The sequence below is a fragment of the Chitinophaga silvisoli genome, from assembly GCF_003412465.1.
Lineage (GTDB): Bacteria > Bacteroidota > Bacteroidia > Chitinophagales > Chitinophagaceae > Chitinophaga > Chitinophaga silvisoli.
Genome location: NZ_QTJV01000009.1, coordinates 575,170 through 597,873, shown reverse-complemented (window position 1 = coordinate 597,873; position 22,704 = coordinate 575,170). Strand labels below are relative to the sequence as shown.

The 22,704-nt window shown below is 40.3% G+C and carries 23 protein-coding genes and 2 tRNA genes; 13 read left to right on the top strand and 12 right to left on the bottom strand.

Going from position 1 to position 22,704, the window contains the following annotated elements; translation table 11 throughout:
• Positions 1-14: 14 nt before the first annotated feature.
• From DXN04_RS24325 to DXN04_RS24310, 4 genes are all read left to right on the top strand, one after another.
• The gene (locus tag DXN04_RS24325; RefSeq protein WP_116855991.1) at positions 15-1,028 is read left to right on the top strand and encodes a non-reducing end alpha-L-arabinofuranosidase family hydrolase; all 1,014 of its coding nucleotides are present in this window, start codon (positions 15-17) and stop codon (positions 1,026-1,028) included.
• A 114-nt stretch (positions 1,029-1,142) separates the two neighbouring features.
• On the top strand, positions 1,143-3,101 hold the full coding sequence (locus DXN04_RS24320) for an alpha/beta hydrolase-fold protein (RefSeq protein WP_116855990.1): 1,959 nt from the start codon (positions 1,143-1,145) through the stop codon (positions 3,099-3,101).
• A gap of 343 nt (positions 3,102-3,444) precedes the next feature.
• A complete protein-coding gene (locus tag DXN04_RS24315; protein ID WP_116855989.1) occupies positions 3,445-4,164 on the top strand; it encodes an outer membrane beta-barrel protein in 720 nt (239 codons plus the stop codon).
• Between the two features lie 3 nt (positions 4,165-4,167).
• Positions 4,168-4,851 carry a porin family protein gene (locus DXN04_RS24310; RefSeq protein WP_116855988.1) on the top strand — a complete coding sequence of 228 codons (684 nt, stop codon included), beginning with the start codon at positions 4,168-4,170 and terminating at the stop codon, positions 4,849-4,851.
• Positions 4,852-5,014: 163 nt separating this feature from the next.
• Here DXN04_RS24310 and DXN04_RS24305 read toward each other — a convergent pair whose 3' ends face one another.
• Genes DXN04_RS24305 through DXN04_RS24295 form a run of 3 tightly spaced genes read right to left on the bottom strand, consistent with a single transcriptional unit; the run spans position 5,015 to position 7,028 of the window.
• The gene (locus DXN04_RS24305) at positions 5,015-6,070 is read right to left on the bottom strand and encodes a hypothetical protein (protein WP_116855987.1); all 1,056 of its coding nucleotides are present in this window, start codon (positions 6,068-6,070) and stop codon (positions 5,015-5,017) included.
• Between the two features lie 29 nt (positions 6,071-6,099).
• The gene (locus DXN04_RS24300; RefSeq protein ID WP_116855986.1) at positions 6,100-6,552 is read right to left on the bottom strand and encodes a hypothetical protein; all 453 of its coding nucleotides are present in this window, start codon (positions 6,550-6,552) and stop codon (positions 6,100-6,102) included.
• A 2-nt stretch (positions 6,553-6,554) separates the two neighbouring features.
• A complete protein-coding gene (locus DXN04_RS24295; protein WP_116855985.1) occupies positions 6,555-7,028 on the bottom strand; it encodes a Panacea domain-containing protein in 474 nt (157 codons plus the stop codon).
• A 269-nt stretch (positions 7,029-7,297) separates the two neighbouring features.
• On the opposite strand from DXN04_RS24295, the gene DXN04_RS24290 reads away from it, so the two are divergent.
• Positions 7,298-8,137, top strand: a complete 840-nt coding sequence (locus tag DXN04_RS24290) for an SGNH/GDSL hydrolase family protein (protein ID WP_116855984.1) — start codon at positions 7,298-7,300, stop codon at positions 8,135-8,137.
• A 114-nt stretch (positions 8,138-8,251) separates the two neighbouring features.
• On the opposite strand, the gene DXN04_RS24285 is transcribed toward DXN04_RS24290, so the two are convergent.
• The 3 genes from DXN04_RS24285 to DXN04_RS24275 all read right to left on the bottom strand — a co-directional run bounded on the left by DXN04_RS24285 (position 8,252) and on the right by DXN04_RS24275 (position 11,845).
• Positions 8,252-9,595: a thioredoxin domain-containing protein gene (locus DXN04_RS24285; RefSeq protein WP_116855983.1), complete on the bottom strand. Its 1,344-nt coding sequence runs from the start codon at positions 9,593-9,595 to the stop codon at positions 8,252-8,254.
• 155 nt (positions 9,596-9,750) lie between these two features.
• Positions 9,751-10,530 carry an SMI1/KNR4 family protein gene (locus DXN04_RS24280; RefSeq protein WP_116855982.1) on the bottom strand — a complete coding sequence of 260 codons (780 nt, stop codon included), beginning with the start codon at positions 10,528-10,530 and terminating at the stop codon, positions 9,751-9,753.
• Positions 10,531-10,813: 283 nt separating this feature from the next.
• A complete protein-coding gene (locus tag DXN04_RS24275) occupies positions 10,814-11,845 on the bottom strand; it encodes a hypothetical protein (RefSeq protein ID WP_116855981.1) in 1,032 nt (343 codons plus the stop codon).
• 443 nt (positions 11,846-12,288) lie between these two features.
• On the opposite strand from DXN04_RS24275, the gene DXN04_RS24265 reads away from it, so the two are divergent.
• The 4 genes from DXN04_RS24265 to DXN04_RS24250 all read left to right on the top strand — a co-directional run bounded on the left by DXN04_RS24265 (position 12,289) and on the right by DXN04_RS24250 (position 14,929).
• Complete coding sequence (locus DXN04_RS24265) at positions 12,289-13,023, top strand: helix-turn-helix transcriptional regulator (RefSeq protein WP_116855979.1); 735 nt, start codon at positions 12,289-12,291, stop codon at positions 13,021-13,023.
• A gap of 72 nt (positions 13,024-13,095) precedes the next feature.
• On the top strand, positions 13,096-13,629 hold the full coding sequence (locus DXN04_RS24260; protein WP_116855978.1) for a dihydrofolate reductase family protein: 534 nt from the start codon (positions 13,096-13,098) through the stop codon (positions 13,627-13,629).
• A gap of 275 nt (positions 13,630-13,904) precedes the next feature.
• On the top strand, positions 13,905-14,141 hold the full coding sequence (locus DXN04_RS24255) for a hypothetical protein (RefSeq protein ID WP_116855977.1): 237 nt from the start codon (positions 13,905-13,907) through the stop codon (positions 14,139-14,141).
• On the top strand, positions 14,141-14,929 hold the full coding sequence (locus tag DXN04_RS24250) for a Fic family protein (protein WP_116855976.1): 789 nt from the start codon (positions 14,141-14,143) through the stop codon (positions 14,927-14,929). The genes DXN04_RS24255 and DXN04_RS24250 overlap by 1 nt, the downstream gene beginning before the upstream one ends.
• 71 nt (positions 14,930-15,000) lie before the next feature.
• Here the strand turns inward: DXN04_RS24250 and DXN04_RS35250 are convergent, their stop codons facing one another.
• Entirely contained in the window at positions 15,001-15,162 is a 162-nt protein-coding gene (locus tag DXN04_RS35250) for a hypothetical protein (protein WP_199415126.1), read from the bottom strand.
• A 288-nt stretch (positions 15,163-15,450) separates the two neighbouring features.
• Between DXN04_RS35250 and DXN04_RS24245 the strand changes: the two genes are divergently transcribed.
• Complete coding sequence (locus DXN04_RS24245) at positions 15,451-16,302, top strand: DUF6759 domain-containing protein (RefSeq protein WP_116855975.1); 852 nt, start codon at positions 15,451-15,453, stop codon at positions 16,300-16,302.
• 136 nt (positions 16,303-16,438) lie between these two features.
• On the opposite strand, the gene DXN04_RS24240 is transcribed toward DXN04_RS24245, so the two are convergent.
• The 5 genes from DXN04_RS24240 to DXN04_RS24220 all read right to left on the bottom strand — a co-directional run bounded on the left by DXN04_RS24240 (position 16,439) and on the right by DXN04_RS24220 (position 20,276).
• Positions 16,439-17,791, bottom strand: coding sequence for a hypothetical protein (locus DXN04_RS24240; RefSeq protein WP_116855974.1), 1,353 nt, complete (start codon positions 17,789-17,791; stop codon positions 16,439-16,441).
• A gap of 190 nt (positions 17,792-17,981) precedes the next feature.
• Positions 17,982-18,761 carry a caspase family protein gene (locus DXN04_RS24235; RefSeq protein ID WP_116855973.1) on the bottom strand — a complete coding sequence of 260 codons (780 nt, stop codon included), beginning with the start codon at positions 18,759-18,761 and terminating at the stop codon, positions 17,982-17,984.
• Between the two features lie 251 nt (positions 18,762-19,012).
• A tRNA-Leu gene (locus DXN04_RS24230) sits at positions 19,013-19,098 on the bottom strand.
• Between the two features lie 52 nt (positions 19,099-19,150).
• Positions 19,151-19,223: transfer RNA gene (locus tag DXN04_RS24225), tRNA-Gly, on the bottom strand.
• 201 nt (positions 19,224-19,424) lie between these two features.
• The gene (locus DXN04_RS24220) at positions 19,425-20,276 is read right to left on the bottom strand and encodes an RHS repeat domain-containing protein (RefSeq protein ID WP_116855972.1); all 852 of its coding nucleotides are present in this window, start codon (positions 20,274-20,276) and stop codon (positions 19,425-19,427) included.
• 144 nt (positions 20,277-20,420) lie between these two features.
• On the opposite strand from DXN04_RS24220, the gene DXN04_RS24215 reads away from it, so the two are divergent.
• From DXN04_RS24215 to DXN04_RS24205, 3 genes are read left to right on the top strand one after another with little or no spacing between them, the layout of a single operon-like run.
• Positions 20,421-21,353, top strand: coding sequence for a DUF3667 domain-containing protein (locus DXN04_RS24215; protein WP_116855971.1), 933 nt, complete (start codon positions 20,421-20,423; stop codon positions 21,351-21,353).
• Positions 21,354-21,361: 8 nt separating this feature from the next.
• Entirely contained in the window at positions 21,362-22,141 is a 780-nt protein-coding gene (locus DXN04_RS24210; protein WP_116855970.1) for an enoyl-CoA hydratase-related protein, read from the top strand.
• 34 nt (positions 22,142-22,175) lie between these two features.
• The gene (locus DXN04_RS24205; protein WP_147320050.1) at positions 22,176-22,694 is read left to right on the top strand and encodes a hypothetical protein; all 519 of its coding nucleotides are present in this window, start codon (positions 22,176-22,178) and stop codon (positions 22,692-22,694) included.
• Positions 22,695-22,704 lie beyond the last annotated feature (10 nt).

Below are 22,704 nucleotides of genomic sequence, written 5' to 3'. Positions count from 1 at the left end.
TAATTGTTACAACTATGAAACAGTTACAGTACATAGGTGCGGTGCTTACATGTCTGCTGATGTGTGCTTCATGCACCAAAAAATCGTTGGATGGTGCAGGTGGGTTAACGGGTAAAAACAGGGTGGCGGTAACTGCCGCAGCAATAGCCAATCCTACCTGGTATGCAGATGCGAGATGTTTCCTGGATGGTCCTGCAGGAGCGTTTGACGATCTGGCGGTGAAGGATCCTTCCATCGTTTATTCCGGTGGGAAATATCATCTCTTTTATACAGGTCGCGATAAAGGAACCGGGGGGCTCTGGCGGATGGGATATGCGGCTGCCAGTTCTATTGCCGGTCTTAAAACTGCCAGTCGTACTTATATGAGTGCCTTGAATGCGGGTTCATATTTCTGTGCACCCCAGGTATTCTGGTTTCCGGCAAAGGGCAAGTGGTTCCTGATTTACCAGAGTGGGCTGGGAGCTTCCTTTTCGACATCCACAGATGTTGGCAATCCCGGTTTGTGGACACCTGTCAGAAGCATGGGCTTTACTGATGGTATTGATTTCTGGTGTATTTCTGATGGTGCCTACGTATATTGTTTTTATTCTGCCCAGGATGGGTCACGCACTATCAAAAGACGCAGAACGACCGTGGCTAATTTCCCATATAACTGGGAAGCGCCTACTGTAGCAGCTACCAGTACATTTGAGGCAGTGCATGTTTATAAAAGCAAGGCAGATGCTAAGTATTATATGATCGTAGAAGACATCAACCGTTACCAGGAGCTGTGGACAGCCAGTTCGTTGGGAGGTACCTGGACACAGGTCGCAGAGAAGTGGGCAGCGAGGGATAATCTCCGGTTCCTGTCAGAAGTATGGACAGATCAGGTCTCTCATGTAGAAGCGATTCGTTCCGGTACTGACGAGAAATTGGAGATCGATAATATAGACAGATGTCAGCTATTGATCCAGGGTGTGCCGAATGGAAGTTATGGCGACTATGGTAATATTCCATACGATCTTGGAGTGATCAGGAATTATCAGTAAAATTCAATAATATACAGGGTAAACAACGCAAAATAGCAGCATCCAAAGTGCCTACATTGAGCCTTGTTTATCCTGTATTATTGTCATCCATACAATTGTAGTAAATATCCACATATGAAGCATTTATTTTTATTGCCGGCTTTCTTTTGCCTGTTTATATTGACTGGTTATTCCCAGGAAATTGTTCAACAGGCACCAGCGGGTTTTGATTCCCTGCGTGCAGGGATTGCTCACGGTACTATTGATACGATTAGTTATTTCTCCAACACGGTTGGTGTAAAAAGAAAGGCCCTGGTATATACACCCCCTGGTTTTTCCCGCGGAAAAAAGTATCCTGTATTATACCTGCTTCATGGTATTGGCGGAGATGAAAAGGAATGGCTGAATGGCGGAAAGCCGCAGGTGATCCTGGATAACCTTTACGCGCAGGGAAAGCTTACGCCAATGATTGTGGTACTACCTAATGGCAGGGCTATGAGAGATGACAGGGCCACCGGTGATATCATGGCAATGGATAAGATCCAGGCATTTGAAAGATTCGAAAAAGACCTGCTGGACGACCTGATACCTTTTATTGAAAAGAAATACCCGGTGCGTACTAACAGGGAAGACAGGGCCATCGCCGGATTGTCAATGGGAGGTGGACAGTCGCTGAATTTCGGATTGAGTCACCTGGATAAATTTGCCTGGGTCGGAGGATTCTCTTCAGCACCAAATACCAAGGCTCCGGAACAATTGGTACCCGATCCTGGCAAAGCAGCAAAACAACTTAAATTATTATGGATCTCCTGTGGGGCAGATGACCGGCTGATAAATATCAGTCGCCGTACGCATGACTATCTTGCTAAGAATGGAGTGCCGCATATCTATTACATAGAACCCGGTGTTCATGATTTTAAGGTATGGAAAAACGGTTTGTATATGTTTTCCCAATTGCTGTTCAAGCCTGTAGATACATCCTTGTTTTCGAAGTATATCTATTCAGGCCAGGGCACTCCTGCCAGCACGAATATTCCGGGTCAGAAATATCCGCAGATCATGCCTGATAATCGTGTGGTGTTCCGCATAAAAGCTCCGGAAGCGCAGCATTTACAAATCGATTTAGGCAGGAAGTATGATATGAAAAGAGATACAGGGGGCTACTGGACGGTAGTGACGGATACTATACCAGTAGGTTTTCACTATTATTCATTGATCATTGACGGCATAGCGGTGGTAGATCCATCCAGCCAGACCTACTACGGTATGGGACGTATGGCAAGTGGAATAGATATCCCTGATCCGGATGGGGATTATTATAAGATCAGCAATGTTCCTCATGGACAGGTAAGGTCAGTGGAATATTATTCAGCTATCACCAGCTCCTGGAGGACGGCACTTGTATACACGCCTCCTGGTTATGACCGGGAGAATAATAAAAAGTATCCTGTACTTTACCTGCAACATGGGGGAGGGGAAGACGAAACTGGTTGGCCACGGCAGGGTAAGATGAATATCATTATGGATAACCTGATAGCATCAAAAAAAGCAGTACCCATGATCGTAGTCATGGAAAGGGGGTATGCTATTGATCCCCGGCAACCCGTTGCCAGTCAGCCCGCTGGTCTTCCGGGCATGTCCGGCAATGTTTTTCCTGATGTATTGGTCAATGAAGTAATCCCCCTGATTGATTCATCGTTTCGTACGCTTACAGATAGAAAGTACCGGGCCATGGCCGGGTTGTCCATGGGAGGCTTCCAGACCTTCCAGACAACGATGACGCATCTGGATCTTTTTTCTTATATCGGTGGTTTCAGCGGTGCTGCTTTCCGGCAGCCAGACGTGGATATTAGGAAGATGTTCAATGGGGCGTGGGAAAATGCTGCTGCGTTCAATGAAAAGGTCAGGCTGGTATATCTGAGTATAGGTACCGCAGAACCGGAAAGGATGTATAAGGGAGTCAGGGGATTTCATGAAGCGTTGGAAAAAGTTGGTATAAAGCATGTGTATTATGAATCGCCCGGCACTGCACATGAATGGCAAACCTGGAGGCGGTCATTGCGGCAGTTCGCCGGTATGATTTTTCATGAGTGATGTAGGATGGGGAACTTTGGGCTGCTTTATTATGGCTACAGGCGGAATTTCTCTTCCTGGTTTTCGCGGATTTAATTACAGTATCTTTATTATATTCTATTGCTGACGAAAAACATACAAACCATTTTCTCGCTGTACAAGCCTCTGTTTATGGCTAGTTTGCAATCTTCGTTATAGGTGGAAAAACGAGTCGAAAAGCAGGTAGTCTGATCAGGGTGTCAGGCTGTTTCCTTTGACTGGAAAATCTTGTATAGGCCTGGCAATTCAATGCAGGAACAAGCTTGCTGGCAAAAGATGCAGTTCATAATTTTTATGTAAATTCGTGTCAAATAGCCCTTTACAAATGAAACAAGTTATCCTGATTGTAGCGTTTAACCTATTAACAATTCCCGTTTTTTCCCAGATTTCCGTCGGCATCACAGGTGGAGGTAAATTATCCCGGTTCCACTATTCTCATACAGTAGGTAGTAAATACAGGACCAACACTTTTATTACGGCATGGCATGCCGGTTTAATCGCGGAGGCAAAGTTGCACGGTAATTTATATCTCCAGCCACAGTTACTGGTCAGCCGTCAGGGCGCAATTTCGGAATTTGATATGAATACAGAAACGTACCGTAATTATTTCAAAGGAGTAGTACATACCACTTATCTGCAGTTGCCATTGAATGTAGTTTATAAATACAATAGATGGTATGCCGGAGCAGGGCCTTATATTGCCAGGGGACTGGGAGGCAGGTACCATAACAGGTCTGCATATATATCTTATGATTTAACAATACCCAGTTCAGAATTTAATACCCAGGGAGAGATTGAATTTAAAAGCAGTGAGAAGGGGATAAAACCATACAACCTGTATATGCGATCTATGGATTATGGAGCGAATTTTATTGGTGGCTATGAATTTAAAAACGGATTGTTTTTGAATGTGAATTATAGTTTGGGATTGACTAATGTATATGGCAAAGATAGTGGCGTAAAGAATAGGTATTGGGGGCTGAGTGCAGGTTGGTTTTTTAAAAAATCCGCTGCCAAAGCGATGTCTAATCATAAACAACCCTAAAATATGAAAAGAATTCTGCTGTTTGTTACTTTTACTTTATTGGTTTTCCCGGTCTTCTCCCAGGTTTCAGTTGGCATTACAGCTGGCTACTCCATGGCGAAATTTAAGGAGGATAGCAAGATGACTGCTACCACAATTACCAATTCATTTATTTCCACCTGGCATGCAGGTGTAATTGCAGAGACCAAAATTACCGGCCGGCTTTACTTTCAGCCGCAGCTCCTGCTGAGTAAGAAGGGCAATAAGTATGAATTGGTGTATAAAGAGAATGATGTGTATAACAGGCAGGAGACTCATCTTACTTACCTGGAACTACCATTGAATGTGGTGTATAAATTCAATGGTTTGTACGTGGGGGCCGGACCATATGTTGCCCGTGCACTGAAGGGTACTTATGATTACTATATGACGTATGTACAGCGGGAAGATGGTACGGTACATGAAAACAGCTATAAAGCGGATATCGAGATCAACAGCCATCCGAATAGATCGGAATACGCAAATTTTATTTATTATCGGCCAATGAATTATGGCGTTAATTTTTTAGCAGGATACGAGTTGAAAAATGGTTTGTTTGTTAATGTAAATTATAGCCTCGGACTGACAGATAATTATGTGGATAAGGTTGGTCAGTATAACAGGTCAGGAGGAGTGAGTGTAGGGTATTTCTTTGGTAAGGGAAAATAAGAGCTTTGTTTTAACAAAAAATGGCGCTGTAATTTTAGTAGATTGAATTCTTTTAAATCTTATCCCGGGACCATGGAGTTGTTTTATTTGTTTCTTTTACGGTCCTGTACGGGCTTCTTCAAGGTCCTGAATTTCGGAATAATGTCTTTCAAATATACATTACTTATCGACCTGGAACCAGGTCTTCCGTATCTTCCCCTGGTTCAATTGTATAACGTTTAAATAAAGGTTGTTCGCAGTCAATTTCATTGAATGTAGCAGATGGGCCGATTGGGTTTATCATAGCAGGTGTATAGGGGGCAAAAAAATCGTGATCAAAGAGGTATATATTGCCTTCTGCACTCACTCCGACCAGCTCGTTTTCGATGAACTGAATGAAGATCCAGGTTTCTCCGTTTTCCAGCAGCTGGCGATATTCACTGGTTTTGTAGTTAATGAGTAGGAGAGAGCCGCCGCTGTATGGAAAAAGTAATTCTTCCAGATTCAGGAACTGATGACGGAGGTTAAAGGCATACCCGGTTTCGTTGCCAAACAGGTCTTTGCTGTAGTCTTCCGCAGACATGATTTCCTTTTTGAAACCCAGATCGGGATAAGATTGTACCTGGATATTTATAGGAGGAAAACCGCCTGTAATCAATAGCTCAGTGTGATCAATATTGAAACCGATATTACTTACAGAAAAGTGGCAATCTACGTATACATCCAGGCAGTGTATTTCATTTTGTTCATCTATGCGGTAGCCTAAAAGATAGCCTGAGTCTTCACTTTCGGCGGCTGCGATGATGAGTGTGCGGGTATGGTCATCCCAAAGGAGCTGTTTAATAAAATGGCCGATGTGGAAGGAGCGGAGAAGCGTATTGTCTTTATAGATTTCGAGTTTTTCGGAGTAGATATTCGCACAATAAAGGTGGTCTTCTATTTTTATAATAGCTGAATGTCCGGTTGGGCTTTCATTTTTAATGCCTATCTCATGTACAATACGTTTTTCATTAAGGTCGTATACTAATGGCCTGCTGCCAATGCCTGCGAGGTAAACAAGACCTTTTTCATAGACCAGGTCCAGGATGATGTCAAACGCATTAATAGTATGGACGACTTTATATCCGGTTGTGATGTCAACAGTAATAATTGTATTGCCAGAAAGCAGGCAGATGGAATGGGGGAGTGGAATGACTTTATAAATGGGGGTATTTAACGGAATGACCTGTTTTGTTTTCATAAAAATGGATCTGAAGGTTGTGAAATTACTTATTCAGAAGCTTGTCTTCCACCTGGTTCCTGTGGGCTTGTACCGTTTGCCGCACCGGCATTTCCTGTATTAAACAAATACTTCACCACAAGAAAGAAAAACCCAAAGAAATTGATTGTAGTAGAAGAAATCAGGGTGATGATAATACTATCTGAAATTTTCATAACGGAAAACCCCACAAAGAAAATCAAAACAAAGATCAGACAAGCCCAGATACAGGTTAGCAGAAAGATAAATCCGGCATACTTCTTCCTCTCCACATTATTCTGGGCCCGGGTTTTATTTCCTTCCCTGAGAGAAACCAGTGTCTCCATCCGGATCTGCCTTTCGAGCTGCCGGTCTAAATATGTTTCTTCTTCTATAAGGGCTTGTGAAGTATTAGATGGGTTGGTGGAGGGAGCGCCTTCAATTGCAGGTTCTACTCCCTGGATAGTAAACTGTGCTGGAGGCATTTTTATTTCGTTATGAAACGTTCAAAATAAGTTCCTATATCATCATTTGGAATGAATGTCTCATTTACACCCGGCACATAATGTTTGGCCCAGGGGGAGCCTTCCTGGTGTGTCCAGTTAGAAAGCTTTACGGCATTAATACCTTTGAGGGTATTCCAGGTGTAATCAATAATCTGGGTGGCGCTATCATCTAAGCGGGTTTCATCCGGATTTAAGTCATTTCTTAAAATCCATTTTGTATCGTTAATGGGAGTGCTTCCGTAAAACTTATAGGTATGGTAGATATCAGGTACTACAGGGCCAAATTTCCAGGCCTGAAATGTCTCTTTTATAAGCGGCTTTTTGTTATACGCTGCTAAATACAATCCATGAGCAAAGTAAACCATTTTCTGGAGCTTCATCTGGGTCACAGGATTCCCTTCTTCTATTCCCTTGTTAACAAAAATTTGAGCGATTAAAGACGCTGGATAAGCCATAATACCTCTTTCTTTCCCCTAATTTACTAATTTTTTTAGTATCTTTTTATCTCCCCACCCATTCCCCCCCAATTTTTTCCCTTCCCCCTCCACCACCAGTTAAAATTATAAAGTCCTGATATTTCTCCTAAAATTCATTGAATAAGTTGGATTTCAGTAGCTTATAACCTGCTTGTCCTCCTCTGATTGTTAATGTGGACATACATATTATTAACAATTTGCTTACAACCATAAACATATATGTTTCGTATATATGTCAAAATGTAGATATGAAAGTGTTTAAATTAGTACCCCTATTACTTATTCTGCCTGTTTTTCTGAGCTCTTTTACACCTCCCGGGGAAATCACCTGGACTGCCATCGGTGACTCCTTCACATATTTAAATGATCACCTGAATGAAAGCGAATATCGTGTTAAAAAAGGTTGGATAACGAGAGTAACAGAAGAAGTTCCGGGCCTGACCTACACCAATCAGGGACATAATTACTGGACATCTGTTGAGATTGCGCAAAAATTAGACAAGTTTGACCTGAAGCCTTCAGATGTATATACCATCTTCCTCGGTGCCAACGACTGGTGGGTAGGTGTAAAACTCGGTACCCTGGACGATTACCTGAACAATACAGGGCCGGGCACATTGAATGGTGCCTTCAGGGTGATTATTGACAAAATCAGGGGCCTGAATCCCAAAGCTCATATTATCCTGATCACACCTATGCAGCGGGGCGATTTTGTATATATTCTCAATTCCAGGATCAATGGTTATGGATCTTACAGAGATAAGAATGGTCAAAGCCTGGAATCTTTTGCAAATGCGGTAAAGGAAATAGCGAAAGCAGATAAGATGGATGTAGTGGATCTTTATCGTGAGCGTAGGCTGGGCTTAAGACAGGCTGTGAAGTTTAAATGGCTGAGAGATCCGCAGACTTATGAGTACAAGGAATATATTTACCCTGATTATGTAAACATCCCGTTTAATGAGGCGGATGAATATCCTTATCCGGTAAGAGCGATGGATATGACTTATGATGGTATCCACCCTTCAGACAAAGGTAGTGCGGTGATTGCAGAACTGGTTGCTAAGGTGATAAAATCTTACCAATTCTAAGAGATAAAATAGCGGTTGTATCAAAAGTAACTGGAATTATATACAATAAATTCTTGCCATTAAATCCCGTAAATTTACTTTTGATACAACCTCTCTTTATTTCAGAATCTATAATTAAATAATTTCCTTCCCCGCCTGCATATCAGCCAGCTGCGATACAAGCTTTTCATTTATTGATTTATTATCCTTACTGTATTCAATAGCTTGTTGCTGAATTTTTATCGCCTGCGCTTTATTCTTTAATAAATAATAACTCCTGGCACTGGTATTTAAATATTCAGGTTCATTAGGCTTTAATTTTAATGACTGCTGACTTAAGCTGAGTGCTTTCTGGAAGTCACTATTCAGTTTGCTGTAACGCAGGAATTTATCCGCCGTCACATTTGTGATGTGAGCCAGGTATGCCAGGTAATTTCCTTTGGAAGTTTGATGCTGAATGGCCTCCAGGCTATCCAGTGAAGATGCCACAGGCAAAATAGCAGGTAAGAGGGTGTCAGAAAAATGATGTAATTCCCTTATGGCAGCTACAGTATCCTGCATCCTGGTATAAAACTGAGCACTGAAGGCAGAGATGGAAAGTGGAAATTTGGGTGAATGATGGTCCATTTTTTTGCTCCTGGCAATAGCCTGGTTGAATTCATCTACGTTCTTCTTAGCGATTGCATCCATCATGCCTTCTATAATAATGTTATTGAAAATTCCTTCAAACTGCACCTGTTTCGAATATTTTTCATTTGGGAAAAGTGAATCCGGATTAAAATATTGATAAGCTGCCACCTGGTTTTCCAGTAGAAAGTCAAAAGCTCCTGAGTTAACTTTGAATACGTATTTGATCAGGAGGTTAAAGTCAGCATCCAAAGGTGTTTTGAGAATTTTACAATATTGATTTAATACAGATTCCAGTTCGATTTTTAAACCAAGACTATCCAGTTGCGGGATATAGGTAGCCAGAAATTCTTTATTGTTTTTATTGTCTTCATACCGCTCCCTCATCTTACTGACTGAAAAGTTTATCTCTTTTTTATGAATAGCAGATCGTCCTAACTCAATGAAGGGATCAGGGCTTTCCTTGTAACCAATTCCTTTGGCAATCAGGTCTCCCTCGGGAGTGATAAAAAGAAATGTAGGATATCCCTCTACTTCATACTTTTTTACAAGATCCGGACCTACGGTTTTTTCAGCGTTGATCCTGCAGCATATGAAGTTTTCATTGTATAACTGACCCACTTTTTCCAGTGGAAAGATTTCTTTTTCCATCATTTTACAGGGACCACACCAGTCAGTATACATATCAATAAACAGGAGTTTGTTTTGCTGTTTGGCCATATTGATAGCTGTAGCAAGATCTGAGCTGGCAAACTGAATCCCTTGAGCTTCAAGTTGGGAGAAGCTAAGGATCAATAAGACAATTAATAGGAGAGCGGATTTCCTTTTAATGGCAGATGGCAGTTTTTTCATGGGTTAAAGAAGTTAGTTTGATAAATGCAGGTGGTTGACCTGGTAATAACGTGAATAATGGAAATAGTAATGAGCACGGTGCTTTATTACTGCGGGCAAATGCACCAGTAAGATATTAATTTTTTCGGAAAAAGAGAGGAGGGGCTTTACCTGCATTACACTTTAGTTCTTCCCATGGCTAGCTTATCCATGATTATCTTCCGTTTAATTTTTCCAAAACGTTTAGTTAATACACCTTTATACGGCGTGGTTCTTGGCAGCATTCGGCGGCGATAGCGTGGTCCCGGATACCAAAACGGAACAACCCATCCTTTCCATGAATAACCCCGAATGGGAGGAAATTTAAGCCTTACATCATTCCCAAACCGATGATCAAAATGATCAGCAATGAAATTTCTGGCAAGCGTAGCTCCATAAAATATAATGTCTGATCCATGCATAGATAATATCGGATGTCCTGGATTATCTATCATGATAAAGCGATGTTGCCATACCGGGAAAATCCTTGAAATACCGCTGGCCTTCACTATTTCAGAATTTACTCCTGTGCTTTCGTAGATCCAGCTGATCATACTATAAATACGATCAAGATCCCGGGGATAGGCATAGAATGGAGTAAAGTAATGATGGACGTTATGCTCATCTACCCAGGTATCCACTTTATCCAATCCATTCATAGTCCGGTAAAAATTACGCAGGGGTAAAGGGAACTCAAAACCCATGTCTTGCTCGAATTGCTTCAATTCTTCTTCGGTGAGGCCCCGGTTCCATTTGGCCCCGGGTGGAATCCTCGGACCATATTCATCTGCAGGATCAATTTCTTCCCAGGCTTTTTCGGTCATGGCCTTGATTTTTTCGAAGAATGCAATTGAGTTATCAACTTTCATATAAACTAGAGGGGAGGGGTAAATGCAAAAAAATGACAGCGCTAACATACAAAAAGGCACCGACTATTTGTCGATGCCTTTTATTCGATGTCTTTTATAATGTGTCCGCGTTGTCCACCACGCAAGATTTATTGAGTTTCATATTGCAGATCTGCCCACATTATCCACCGCGAAAGATAATTACTTGGCGATTTCGCGCAAGATTTATTGAATTTCAACAAATTGCAGATCTGCCGCGTTGACACTGACTGCCTATAAATATTTAAGAGGATTCTTCTATTTATAAGAGTATTCTTCAAAGTATAAATCCACATTTTTTTATTCAATTAGTTCAGGGCGTTTCTACCATAAATGGAGATTCATCAGTAGTGCCAACTGCATTTGCCCATTCCAGATACCCATAACCTCCTGGTAAAGCATAAATGATATTAGAATTGGTTTTAGCCTTATAGATCACCACACCACAAGAGCCGCTGATAGCAGGTCTTCTGCTGGTATATGCGAGCTGACCTGATCTTGTTGTGATCTTAACTGGAGTAGTCCAGTTAACCAGGTCACTGGACGTGGTAGTTTTAAGCTGCCCATCCGGATCCATCCCAACTATAACAGCAGAAGGAGGGCTGCCAAGATTAACTGAATTGATAGGCGTTGCAGCAGCGTAACGGAAGTATCCGAAATTCAGCTGTGAGCCCTTTGTCCAGTTTATGCCATCTGCAGAAGTTAAAATGGTAAAAGCAGGAGCCGGCGAAAGGGTGCTGGTATACAGGATACAGATTACGGAGTGAAAAGTAAATATGTATGGATCGCCATAGGATGTATAAGGTAAATTTACCTCAGTCCAATTAGATCCATCTGAACTGTAAGAATAGTGGATGGTAGTGGTATTATTCCCCAGGTGAAAATCGTTGCCTGGATATGCAAGGAACATTTTGCCTCCATAAGTACAAGCGGAAAGATCACCTGATGTTGCGGCGTAATTCCCCAACATTGCATCCGTAGCCCAGGAACCTCCTAAATCAGCGCTGCGGGTATAATATACGTAATTACTTAACGCGCTTCTATGAAATACATAGATATTCCCATTGAAGACAGTCGCCGCAGGACTACCATTCGCGCCTCCTCCAGGATTGTTAAGCGCACTGAAGGTCCAGTTAGACCCATTGACGCTATTTCCGGAAAAGATTTTTTTGGCATCAGTGCTATTACCGGTGCCTTTGTAAAAATATCGGTAGAAAGCAGTTATTGGGCCTGCATTACTGCTGGCAATCAAACTGTTAATACCCGGTTTCTCGATTTCTTTCTTTTGACAGGATGCTAAAGCAAAAGCAGCATACAGTAGAAGCAGGATGGTGCTACGATTCATAGTACAGGGTTAAAGGTTAACTAAAAAATTACACTGCAAAGTTGCATCATCAAATAATCACTTTCAAAAATTATTTTAGTCATTCACCTATGTTTTTGAGTAGAAATTTAAAAACAGAGAAAGCGGCTATATTTATTTTGAGATGCCTTGTTTTGGGTTATTAAGATTAATCTGGATTTTCACAGAAAAGATGCTCCTTAAAATTTAAATGTGGGATGTGTCTGCGATGCCTGGAACGGGAGTAATAATGAATGTATTAAGTGTTCGTCTTAATACCGTCAAAGCAAAAGACGCGTACAAAAAGGCATCGCAGAAGCAATATCATTTCTATCAACCATTTCGAAGCGCTATCTTCACCTGTATGCGGGATGGGCGAATTATTAAACCAGGTTGCGTTGACTATGGTATAAAAAATCTATATTGTCACCCTTACATTAGAACCAATGGAGTATAAAGAAATAAAACCTTGCAAAGAATTAGCCTCCTTTATTCATTCCTATTGGGAGTTAAAAGGGAACGAATCAGATAGACAATGGGAACGAACTTTTCCTGATGGTTGTGCCGGACTGGTGATGAATTTGGGTAATACCTGTTTGACGGATAATGGCCTGGTCCGTATGGAGTTTGGGAAGACTTATGTTGTTGGCGCAATGACCTCATTCAAAGATAGTTTTATTGACAACGAAACACATTTGTTAGGTATTTGTCTGAAACCTGCCACTTTCTTTAATTTTTACAGTTATGCCTCCCAAAAGGAATTAATTGACAATACTGTTGAGTTTGAAAAAAGCAATTCATTTAATATTGATAAGATCGTTAAAACCCCAATCAATTACCTGAACCAATTTTTTCTTGATAGGAGAAAGAACAAATACAATCTTTTGGAATCACCTATAAATGATATTCATTCAACAAACGGACAAATTAGCATTCATGAACTTTCAAAAAGAAATTTCACCACTGTAAGACAATTGGAACGGAACTTTAAAAAGCACATTGGATTATCACCAAAAGAATATGCTAATATAGTTCGCTTTCAGCATGCTTTGAGCATTATCAGAAAATCAGCTGGCAGCCGGAGTTTGCTTGAGATAGCTTTTGAATGTGGTTATTATGACCATTCGCATCTTACAAATGAAATTAAGCGAAATACAGGGTTTTCACCATCACTGCTTTAAAATGTCGCATTTTTACAAAGGGCAGATAGGTGTCCGAAAGTAACTTCGTACAAACAATAAATTAAAAAGCAAATGCGAAAAATTTCACTTTTCATTGCAACAAGTTTAGATGGGTATATAGCAAAACCTAATGATGACCTCAGCTTCTTAAAACTCGTTGAAAAGGAAGGGGAGGATTATGGTTATGCGGAATTTACAGGCACAATTGACACATTAATTATTGGTCGAAAAACATATGACTATGTACTTAAAGAGATTGGCCCGTCTCATTATGACAACGGACAAAGGGATGTTTATGTAATTACCAGGAATAAAAAACCACAGGTAGGGAGAACAATTTTCTATACCGGCAATTTGACAGAATTGGTTCATCAATTAAAGTCTGAGAGTGGCAGAAATATTTATTGTGATGGTGGGGCAGAAGTGATCAACGAATTATTGAAGAATGAGTTAATAGACGAGTTTATAATTTCGGTTATCCCGGTTCTACTGGGTAACGGAACAAGGTTGTTTAAAGACGGAAGACCTGAACAGGTACTTGAATTCATTACTGCAAAAACGTATGATACGGGATTGGTGCAACTTCATTATAGGCGGAAAGTATAATTGGGTTGGAGGTAAAAATGTTAACAATAAACCGTATTCTACTTCCGTCAAAAAGTAAAAGGCATCGCGGGAGCGATGCCTTTTAAATCAATTATTTCAGCGCGCCAGCGGTACGCAGAGAGGAACAATTATCTAATTATTTAACATTAAATTTCGGGGAATTTGGAGGGTTGGAGTTTTTAGGAAAATCATAAGTGGTTGAAATTCATATGATTTGTGTTTGTTGAGTAAAAGCCTTAATTTCTTAACTTTGTAATAATCTGAATTTTCTGATTATGTATCAGCTTGCTTCAATTTCTGAGAAACTTAATACATTATGGACCCTCTCCCAAAAGGAATTTATATTTCTTGACGATCTTGAATTAAAGTTCAAAGATGATCTGGAGAATTTTATAGCAGGGGAGACGCTTTATTTGAAAGATGGTAAAGTTGTGGTCGGAAAGAACTTGTATAAGAAGTGGCTGCAAAAGTTGCAATCTAAAGGATTTGATTACGAGATTGATTTTAAATAATGATTGAAAAGAAAGTTGAAGAAATCAATTTACTGAAAAGGCAGATTGCTGCATTAAATATTGATCAGGATTGGGATGATGCCTTTCTGGAAAAAGTTAAAGTGGATTTCACTTATAATTCTAACAAAATAGAAGGTGTTACGCTTACCTATGGGCAAACACTCAAACTCCTCAAAGATTTTGTTACGCCCCAAAATGCTATTCCTGGTGAATTATTGGATTTGATTAATCATCAAAGAGTCTTAGATAACGTTTTTAAGAATTATCGTGCTGAAACTTTTTCAGTCGATAATATTAAAGCTTTGCATAAGGAGCTAATGAAGGATCTTGCACAGTGGACTGATGATAGTCTTTATAGCCCGGGTAGGTTTAAGATTTTTGAGAATGTAACAGTCAGGAGTAACGGTAAAATTCATTCTTATCTGTTACCGACCGAAGTGCCTAAAGCAATGGATGATCTGATTGGTGAAATAAATAACAGGTTGGCTAATATTGATGAGGAGAACATAGAAACACATCCATTGACAATCGCCACGTTCTTTCATCAGCAGTTTTTGAATAAAATACATCCTTTTAATGATGGGAATGGGAGAATAGGCAGATTGTTCACGAATCTTATTTTACTGAAGAAAGGATATCCGCCGATCTTCATCAAAGATGTTGATAGAAAAGAGTATTTGAACCGTTTTGAACAATCGGATGCAGATTTCAGTCCTATGCTGGATTTTTTGGCGGATAGGCTAATTGAAAGCCTTAAGCTTAAGTTGGAATTTTTTCAACGAAATTAGTTCGCAAAAAATTTATTACAATATTGGAAAAAGCTTCCCAGTAAGGGAAGCTTTTTTATTTTTAGCTGAGATTAAGCTAGTTGGATGAGTTGCCAAACAACAGCTTTACCTCCATAAGGAGGCATTTTGTTGCCTTTAGCAATTGGCGCTGTAGTACTAGGAGTACCCATTACTTTCCATACACCGCTCTCAGGACATATTTCACCTGTTTTTGCAGTTCTTCCTACTGGCATAATTATATATTTTTCATAGATATCAACAAATTGAGAGTGATATCTGTTTCTCTCTGAGCTTTTCCCCGGCAATCGCTCATACCGGTTTGAATATTCAAAGATTATATGTAGCTACAATATTGATTTCAAATTTAAAGAGAAGAAATATATCGGGGAATGGGGATTATTCCGGTATTTGAGGTAGAAATATTAGAACAATAATACGTATGAGATAATCTATTCATACATTTATGTAATTCTATAGATAAATTATTGCTCCTCTTATATATACACTTCAAATCCCAGTTAATGAAGAAAATTAGCTTAATATTTATTTTCACCATTCTTTATTCATGTGTACCACAAAGTGAATATGACAAGGTAGTATCTCAAAAAAATGAAATAGAACAGGAACGAGATAAGCTTATGGAAGAATTGGAAGGGATTAAGTTTGGTGCCCCAAATTTGCTTTCTGATGGAAAGACATTTTATTACGCCAGGTTTTTTATAAACGCAAGAATGAAATTTCAAACGCTTGTTGAAAAATATCCCGATATGCCCTTAGCAATAGAAGCAAAAAAATATCTTTCAGATATTGATGAAGAAGAATTGTGGAGCCAGGCAAATACATTGGAAGATATTTCTTATTGTGAAAAATACATTTCAAAATATCCCAATGGTCACTATATTACTATGGCTATTTCAAGACGTGCAGAGTTAGCCATACTCGATAAGCAGAAGTTATTTGACGCAGCGACAGCACAAAATACCTCCTATAGTTGGAGGAATTTTTTAGATCGCTATCCAGACTATCCGGATGCAGAAGCGATACGTAAAAAAATTATCCGCTTAGAAGTAGATGAAATTTTCGGTGATAAGGCAACAGGGCAAATGCCAACATTCAATCAATACAATAATAACTATTCTGCAAATTCGTCGGTACAGATATCAAACAATACAGGATGCGAACTTACTGTTCGTTATTATAGTGGTCCCGAAGCAGAATTGATTATTATTCCCGTTGGAGCAAATAAAACCGTTTATTTACCTAGTGGCAGTTATAAAATAGCAGCTTCTGCATGTGGAGCTAACTATGCTGGAAATGAAAGCTTGCATGGCGAATATGGGTCCACTTTTTATATAACCAGCAGCAAATACTAGTTATGTTTATCATAAACAAAAAAGGCATCGACTCTTCGTCGATGCCTTCTAAACGCGTCCGCGTTGTACCCGGGATGCGGGATTTGTCTAACTTGTTTATAAAGGATTTTCTACTCTTAGCTGAATTAAATCATCATCACTGAATATTTACCTCTTTCTCCAGCTCTTCTACTGAGAAATCTTTATACTCTAAATGTTCCAGCTCTTTTTCAATTGTAGTTGTTTCTTTAACCGCTAGCTGCGGATGGCCATTTTGAAAAAGAATAGATACGACTCTTACTTGTTGGTTAGCAGGAATGTTACTGAAAATATATTTGTCTTCTACCAACGTTCCGTTGAGTATGCTTTTTTGCTCTTTGAATATCAATTTTATATTTGGTTTAGTGCCAGGATCAACTTTTACAATGTAATTTATTTTCGCATCATTTGTTTGCCAGAAGAAATCGCAATTGATCCAACCTAATTTTGATGCACTGAAAATGTAATAATTCATTTCAGCATCATTCATTGTCCGGATAGTTTTATTTTTGAAAGCTGCGTATTTCTGGTTGAACAACCTGCTATATGTTTCATTGTTGCGGTAAGCAGGTGGATAGAGCCCTATATTGATATAAAAGGAACAGGGCGCATTTATAGGCTCGGGTTTATCACCATCAAACTCATAAAAAGGTTCCAGGGTCGGTATTTGCAGGATGTATTGATAAAGATAAGGGTCTGCTTTTGTTTTGTTATCAACAAGGCTCTGACCACTACTATCAAGACGTTCTTCTACTATCCTGAGGTTTGATATATTACCAGTCTTTGTTACAATAAAGTCTGCACTGAACTGTTTATCCGAAATATCTTTTGTCGGCTGAAGTTTTGTATAATCAAAATGTTTGTAAAAGTAGCCATAAATATCCTCGTAGCTTTTCTCTTTAAAGTAGAATCCTGGTTCTTTTGTTGTATCGGCGTTTGGATAACCGGTGGTCATCCACCCACTCATAAAGGCGGTAGGCCTGAGCAGGGTATTACTATCCAGCGACCAGTCTACCTTATCATCCTGCTTTTTTCCATAGAATAAATTCATCTGCTTTTGACTGCCAATAGAGTCTTTGGGAAAATGAATGATATACTTTTTACCAGGTTTCAATTGTAACTCCTGGTCATCAGCGAAGGCGTTGATGTAAATCATGCCTCTGGTTGCCAGTATATTTTTGCCGGATGTGGTGGACAGGTTTTCCCGTATCATGTCGGAGAAACTGTAACATTCCTTTAATAAGACGGTAACACTACCTTTGGGCAGGTTGCCATCAGGCAATACAAAGCTTTCTTTTTCAAAGAAGATAGCAGTTCCTTTAGCTCCCTGTATTAAAGTATCGTTCCGGTTACTAAATTCCAGCGTATCTGTTTGAGTGGCGAGTTCTTTTTGAAAATTTGATACGTCGTTGTTATTACAGGCGGCGAACAATAGCGGCAATATTATTCCGGATAAATAGCGCTTCATCATAGTTTAGGTATATCGTTCAATGCCTTAAGGTAATAAATCTGGAACATTAATCTTCGAAAAGATGTAAACAAAAAAGGCATCGATGCAAATCGATGCCTTTTAAATTAAGTTAGAAGCGCCAGCTTCATCTTTACGCAGCAGAGGACAATTATCTAACCTAATTCGTGATTTATTTGTGCTTGATTTTTAGTTATTGATTATTAAAATCAAATGTTGATTTTTGTTGTTCTAAAATATTAATTATCGCAACTTTAAATACAGCTTCAGCCTCCTGCGGGGTAAACCTTTTACCTGTTAATCGTTCTGTCTCCTTAATCATATTGTTTATTACCTGTGATTTCAGATTTGCTTTACCAAGTAGTGTTTCCATAACATTTCCAATAGCTTCTTCTGTTACGGTTCTTGAATCCTTGTAAAAAAACTCAGTACCTGCTTTTTCCAATTCCAAATAGGCATCAATAAGATTACCATTAGCTAATAGGGTTTCATACAGTTTGGTAAAATCATCAAATACTTGATCATTTGTTACTTCTTTACTTGCGGAAATGAAGGCTGCATAGGGTGATTTCTGTAAAAGGTTAGCCCCCTTATACAGATATCGACCATTACAAGTACCCATAGTAATATATAAATTATTTTGGGTACCGATGTTGATAATTCTGAATAGATCGACTAGTTCTTCCCATGTGATCAGGTCTCCGTTACTTAGATATAATCCTTTCAGATGATGATCTCCATGCATCTCCAAGTGAATGACTATACCATCTTTATATGCAGATGCTTGATCCGCATATTGCTTCAGTAATTCCTTTAATTCACAGTTACTAGTCACATCATGATAATTATGGGTGAAATCCAACCCCTTGAAATCTATTCTTCTCCTGATTGTATCTTGATAAAGTTCTTGCCCTGTTAACCTCTCACCTTTAAGGCTTTGAATTACAACAATGTGTTTAACTTTTCCAAACATGGTATTATTTTTTTAATTATAAAGAAGATTTTTGGGGAATAGAGGGAGTAAAAGTATTAGTTTATTTTACTCCTTCCAAAAACTGTCTGATTTAGCCTTACTTGAGAAGAAATTTATCAAATCATTTAACCTGATAATTGAATGGGGAGATTTTATTAAAATCTTTAAAAAGTTGGATTAGTAAAAACAAAAAAGGCATCGCTACTGCGATGCCTTCTTTATCAACTATTTCAGCGCGCCAGCGCCATCTGTACCCGGGATGGGAGTTGAACCCACACTCCCATTGCTGGGAACGGGATTTTAAGTCCCGCGTGTCTACCAATTCCACCACCCGGGTATCCTCAAAACAAAAAATCCAAACTGCAAGCAATTTGGAAACTTGTTTAGGGAGCGGAAGACCGGGCTCGAACCGGCCACCCCGACCTTGGCAAGGTCGTGCTCTACCAAATGAGCTACTTCCGCTTATCTTAAAGAACTTCTTTTCCCTCAGAAACAACCCGTTGTTTTTTCGTTGGGATTGCAAAGATAGGATTTGTTTTATAAAAACAAAAAAATCTTATCCTTATTTTTTAAAATTTGTCCTCCATCCTCTCAAACCCACGCCCAGCACTACATTAAAGTAAATAAAAAAGACTGCGATACCGCAGCCTTTCCTAAAAATCTTTAAAATTTATATTTATACCTGACCACTCCCACCTGCACTTTCTGCCTCCCATACACATCCTGACCATCCAGCAGATCCATCTCATTATACGTATTCCTGTAAATAATATAATCCCCCGTCTGCACATTCACCGTCGTCGTCGCTCCAATCCTGTTCTTCGCATCATAATCAAATACATAATCCGGCAACATCTTCTGTTTCGATGGATAATACCGGTATATATCCGTCAACAATCCCTGGTCATTGTACTTATAATAAATCTTTCCTTTGCCCGTTTCCTGCTCCTCTACCACATGCCCCGCACTATCCAGCACAAACTTCACCGTCGTCGAATCCTCCAGTTTCTCCCCACGGAAATGAATCATCCTCGTCGGCCTGTTCAGCGAATCATACACATACCTCCGGGTCTCCGAAACCGTATACTTATTCTTCGGATCCTCTGTTTTTACATAGATCTCCTTAATATTATGGGAAGAATCATATTTATCGTAGGTATAGATGGTCGTAGTAATAATACTGCGGGTACTGTCAATAATCTTGGTCAGATGCCCTTTGGTATTAAAATATGTCCGCATGATGGAACGACCCGTAGCGATCGAAGCCGTTACCGTCACCAGCTGCCGGTAGTTGTCAGAAAAATCACGCTCACTCCTGAAGTCATAATCCGTCTTACGCCCCTCAGCATCAAAACTGGCTACTACCTGAGACACTACCTTGGCTTTTTTGTAATTAGCCTGGCTTTCCTCTGTCGCCTTCGTATTCAGAATATCCAGGTAGTAAAACTGGGCCTGCGCCCCCGTGCAGACTCCCAAAAATATGGCTATAGCAATTAAAGTTTTTCTCGCGTACATATTAAATGCAAAAATAATGATTTAGGGGATGATACGTATGAAGGATTTGTAAATTGTTGAAATCCAGTGCCAACCCCATTTTATTCCCCTAAAACGTAAAACAGATAAAAAAAATTATATTTATAGGACTAACACTTTACCCATTTGAAAACACAACCTATCAGGGCAGAAAAAAACTGCCTCAACTGCGGCACAGAAGTTCCGGAACGCTACTGTACACATTGCGGACAGGAAAACACTGTCCCCCACGAATCTTTCGGCCACCTGTTTCACCACTTCTTCGCCGACGTAATTCATTATGATTCAAAGACCTTAACCACACTCAAGTACCTCCTGTTCCGACCCGGATTCCTGACCCAGGAATATACCGCCGGCAAAAGGGTCCGGTACGTGAACCCGATTAAGCTCTACATCTTTACCTCCTTCGTCTTTTTCTTCTGCTATTTCACCTTTACCCACGAAGAAAAGGAAAAAGCAGAAAAAGCAACCGTCCTCACTACTGAAAGCTACACCATAGGCAACACCGATCCCACCGATAGCATCGCCGGTGCCTGGAAGAATAAACTGGAGAAATACCACAATGAAGATGAATACCTCGATGCCCAGAAAGCCCTGCCCAAAAGTGAACGGGATGGTTTTATCACCAGGCAGGCCATCCGCCAGTATTTTAAACAAAAAGAACGCAAAGAGAAAGGAGAGGAGGGAATAGACGAACGCTTCCAGCACAACTATCCCAAAATGATGTTCGTATTGCTCCCGCTGTTCGCACTTTACCTCAAATGGATCTATCACCGCAGAAAGAAATGGTACTATGCCGATCACGCAATTTTTTCCCTGCATTTCCATTCCTTCTTTTTCATATTTTACCTGTTCACCGCCATCCTCGACTGGCTGTTTAACGTAGATTTTATATCACTATCCGGCCTTATCGTCATCTTTATTTACCTCATGCTGTCAATGAAAAGAATCTATGGCGGCAAGTCCTTCTGGAAGGCCTTTTCACTGGTATTAGTATATAGCTTTTCCCTTTTGCTGGTCTTCGTCGTGTTTTCAATAATCATCAGCTTTTTGACGTAAATTAGGACATGCAACCAGAATTTATAATCATACACCAACAGGTAGCGCCCTTTGTTGCGCACATTCAATTGAACCGCCCCAAAGAATTAAATGCCCTCAATCTGCAATTAATGACAGAACTGAAGGACGCATTAAAATCACTGGACGCAGACGATAGTGTACGCGTGATCGTGATCAGTGGAAATGATAAAGCTTTTGCGGCAGGCGCTGATATTAAACAGATGGCAGACAAAAGTGCCATGGATATGTATAATATCGATCAGTTCAGCACCTGGGATACAATAAAAAAAACAAAGAAGCCGTTGATTGCAGCAGTAAGCGGCTTTGCTTTAGGCGGTGGCTGTGAACTCGTTATGCTTTGCGACATGATCATCGCCAGCGAAACTGCCCGCTTCGGACAACCCGAAATCAAACTCGGGGTAATGCCCGGGGCAGGCGGAACCCAACGCCTCACCAGGGCCGTAGGCAAAGCCCTCGCCATGGAAATGGTGCTGACCGGAAAATTTATTACCGCAACAGAAGCATTAAATGCAGGACTAATTAACCGTATCGTTCCGGTTGAATTATATTTGCAGGAAGCATTCCGGTTAGCAACAGAAATTGCAGCACAGAGTCCCCTCGCCGTCCGCATGGCAAAAGAATCTGTACTGAAAGCCTTCGATAGCTCACTGGAAGAAGGCTTACATTTTGAAAGGAAGAATTTCTACCTCCTGTTTGCCTCCGAAGATCAAAAAGAAGGCATGCAGGCTTTCGTAGAAAAACGAACACCTGTATTTAAAGGAAAATGATAGCGGCTACAGACAAGCCGTGAACAATGAAATCATGACATTTACCAAACATGTGACAGCCATGACCGTAATGGCTGCCTGCATCTTCGGATGCAAGGAACCCTCAATGAATAATGCAAGGGATAAGAAGGACAATATTTCAGCACCGGAGACAGACACGATGATAACCACTAATGATGCGATTGAACCGGTGATAGTGACCTCCTGGAAGCATTTTGAACAATACGACGGCAAGTATATCACGGAAACGGATATGCTGCAACACGAACCTCTCAAATCGCGGCTCAAATCTTTGTTGGGGAATGATAACAATACCCTGCGCCAGCGTTTTGATGTAGCACCTCCTATTGAAGTAGAAAATGATGTGCTGTACAACCAGGGCTGCCGTAAACACTATTGCGGGGCCGATGAAGCCGCAATCGCAATCGATATGAAGCATGATGTAGTCTACGCAGGTGTGGCCGTGAATGGGGTTGTAAAGCTGTTTAGCGAGACACGGGATTCAATATACCCCGAAAAACTCCTGAAGTGGAAAGAGAAATTCGGTAACTAAACCCATAAAA

Excerpts from the sequence above, each read along its gene's own strand:
- DXN04_RS24320 (WP_116855990.1), top strand. The coding sequence starts at position 1,143 with ATGAAGCATTTATTTTTATTGCCGGCTTTCTTTTGCCTGTTTATATTG.
- DXN04_RS24310 (WP_116855988.1), top strand. The coding sequence starts at position 4,168 with ATGAAAAGAATTCTGCTGTTTGTTACTTTTACTTTATTGGTTTTCCCG.
- DXN04_RS24240 (WP_116855974.1), bottom strand. The coding sequence starts at position 17,791 with ATGATGAAGCGCTATTTATCCGGAATAATATTGCCGCTATTGTTCGCC.
- DXN04_RS24265 (WP_116855979.1), top strand. The coding sequence starts at position 12,289 with ATGGAGTATAAAGAAATAAAACCTTGCAAAGAATTAGCCTCCTTTATT.
- DXN04_RS24275 (WP_116855981.1), bottom strand. The coding sequence starts at position 11,845 with ATGAATCGTAGCACCATCCTGCTTCTACTGTATGCTGCTTTTGCTTTA.
- DXN04_RS24305 (WP_116855987.1), bottom strand. The coding sequence starts at position 6,070 with ATGAAAACAAAACAGGTCATTCCGTTAAATACCCCCATTTATAAAGTC.
- DXN04_RS24315 (WP_116855989.1), top strand. The coding sequence starts at position 3,445 with ATGAAACAAGTTATCCTGATTGTAGCGTTTAACCTATTAACAATTCCC.
- DXN04_RS24280 (WP_116855982.1), bottom strand. The coding sequence starts at position 10,530 with ATGTTAGCGCTGTCATTTTTTTGCATTTACCCCTCCCCTCTAGTTTAT.
- DXN04_RS24250 (WP_116855976.1), top strand. The coding sequence starts at position 14,141 with ATGATTGAAAAGAAAGTTGAAGAAATCAATTTACTGAAAAGGCAGATT.
- DXN04_RS24220 (WP_116855972.1), bottom strand. The coding sequence starts at position 20,276 with ATGTACGCGAGAAAAACTTTAATTGCTATAGCCATATTTTTGGGAGTC.
- DXN04_RS24210 (WP_116855970.1), top strand. The coding sequence starts at position 21,362 with ATGCAACCAGAATTTATAATCATACACCAACAGGTAGCGCCCTTTGTT.
- DXN04_RS24205 (WP_147320050.1), top strand. The coding sequence starts at position 22,176 with ATGACATTTACCAAACATGTGACAGCCATGACCGTAATGGCTGCCTGC.
- DXN04_RS35250 (WP_199415126.1), bottom strand. The coding sequence starts at position 15,162 with ATGCCAGTAGGAAGAACTGCAAAAACAGGTGAAATATGTCCTGAGAGC.
- DXN04_RS24325 (WP_116855991.1), top strand. The coding sequence starts at position 15 with ATGAAACAGTTACAGTACATAGGTGCGGTGCTTACATGTCTGCTGATG.
- DXN04_RS24285 (WP_116855983.1), bottom strand. The coding sequence starts at position 9,595 with ATGAAAAAACTGCCATCTGCCATTAAAAGGAAATCCGCTCTCCTATTA.
- DXN04_RS24295 (WP_116855985.1), bottom strand. The coding sequence starts at position 7,028 with ATGGCTTATCCAGCGTCTTTAATCGCTCAAATTTTTGTTAACAAGGGA.
- DXN04_RS24300 (WP_116855986.1), bottom strand. The coding sequence starts at position 6,552 with ATGCCTCCAGCACAGTTTACTATCCAGGGAGTAGAACCTGCAATTGAA.
- DXN04_RS24235 (WP_116855973.1), bottom strand. The coding sequence starts at position 18,761 with ATGTTTGGAAAAGTTAAACACATTGTTGTAATTCAAAGCCTTAAAGGT.
- DXN04_RS24290 (WP_116855984.1), top strand. The coding sequence starts at position 7,298 with ATGAAAGTGTTTAAATTAGTACCCCTATTACTTATTCTGCCTGTTTTT.
- DXN04_RS24255 (WP_116855977.1), top strand. The coding sequence starts at position 13,905 with ATGTATCAGCTTGCTTCAATTTCTGAGAAACTTAATACATTATGGACC.
- DXN04_RS24245 (WP_116855975.1), top strand. The coding sequence starts at position 15,451 with ATGAAGAAAATTAGCTTAATATTTATTTTCACCATTCTTTATTCATGT.
- DXN04_RS24260 (WP_116855978.1), top strand. The coding sequence starts at position 13,096 with ATGCGAAAAATTTCACTTTTCATTGCAACAAGTTTAGATGGGTATATA.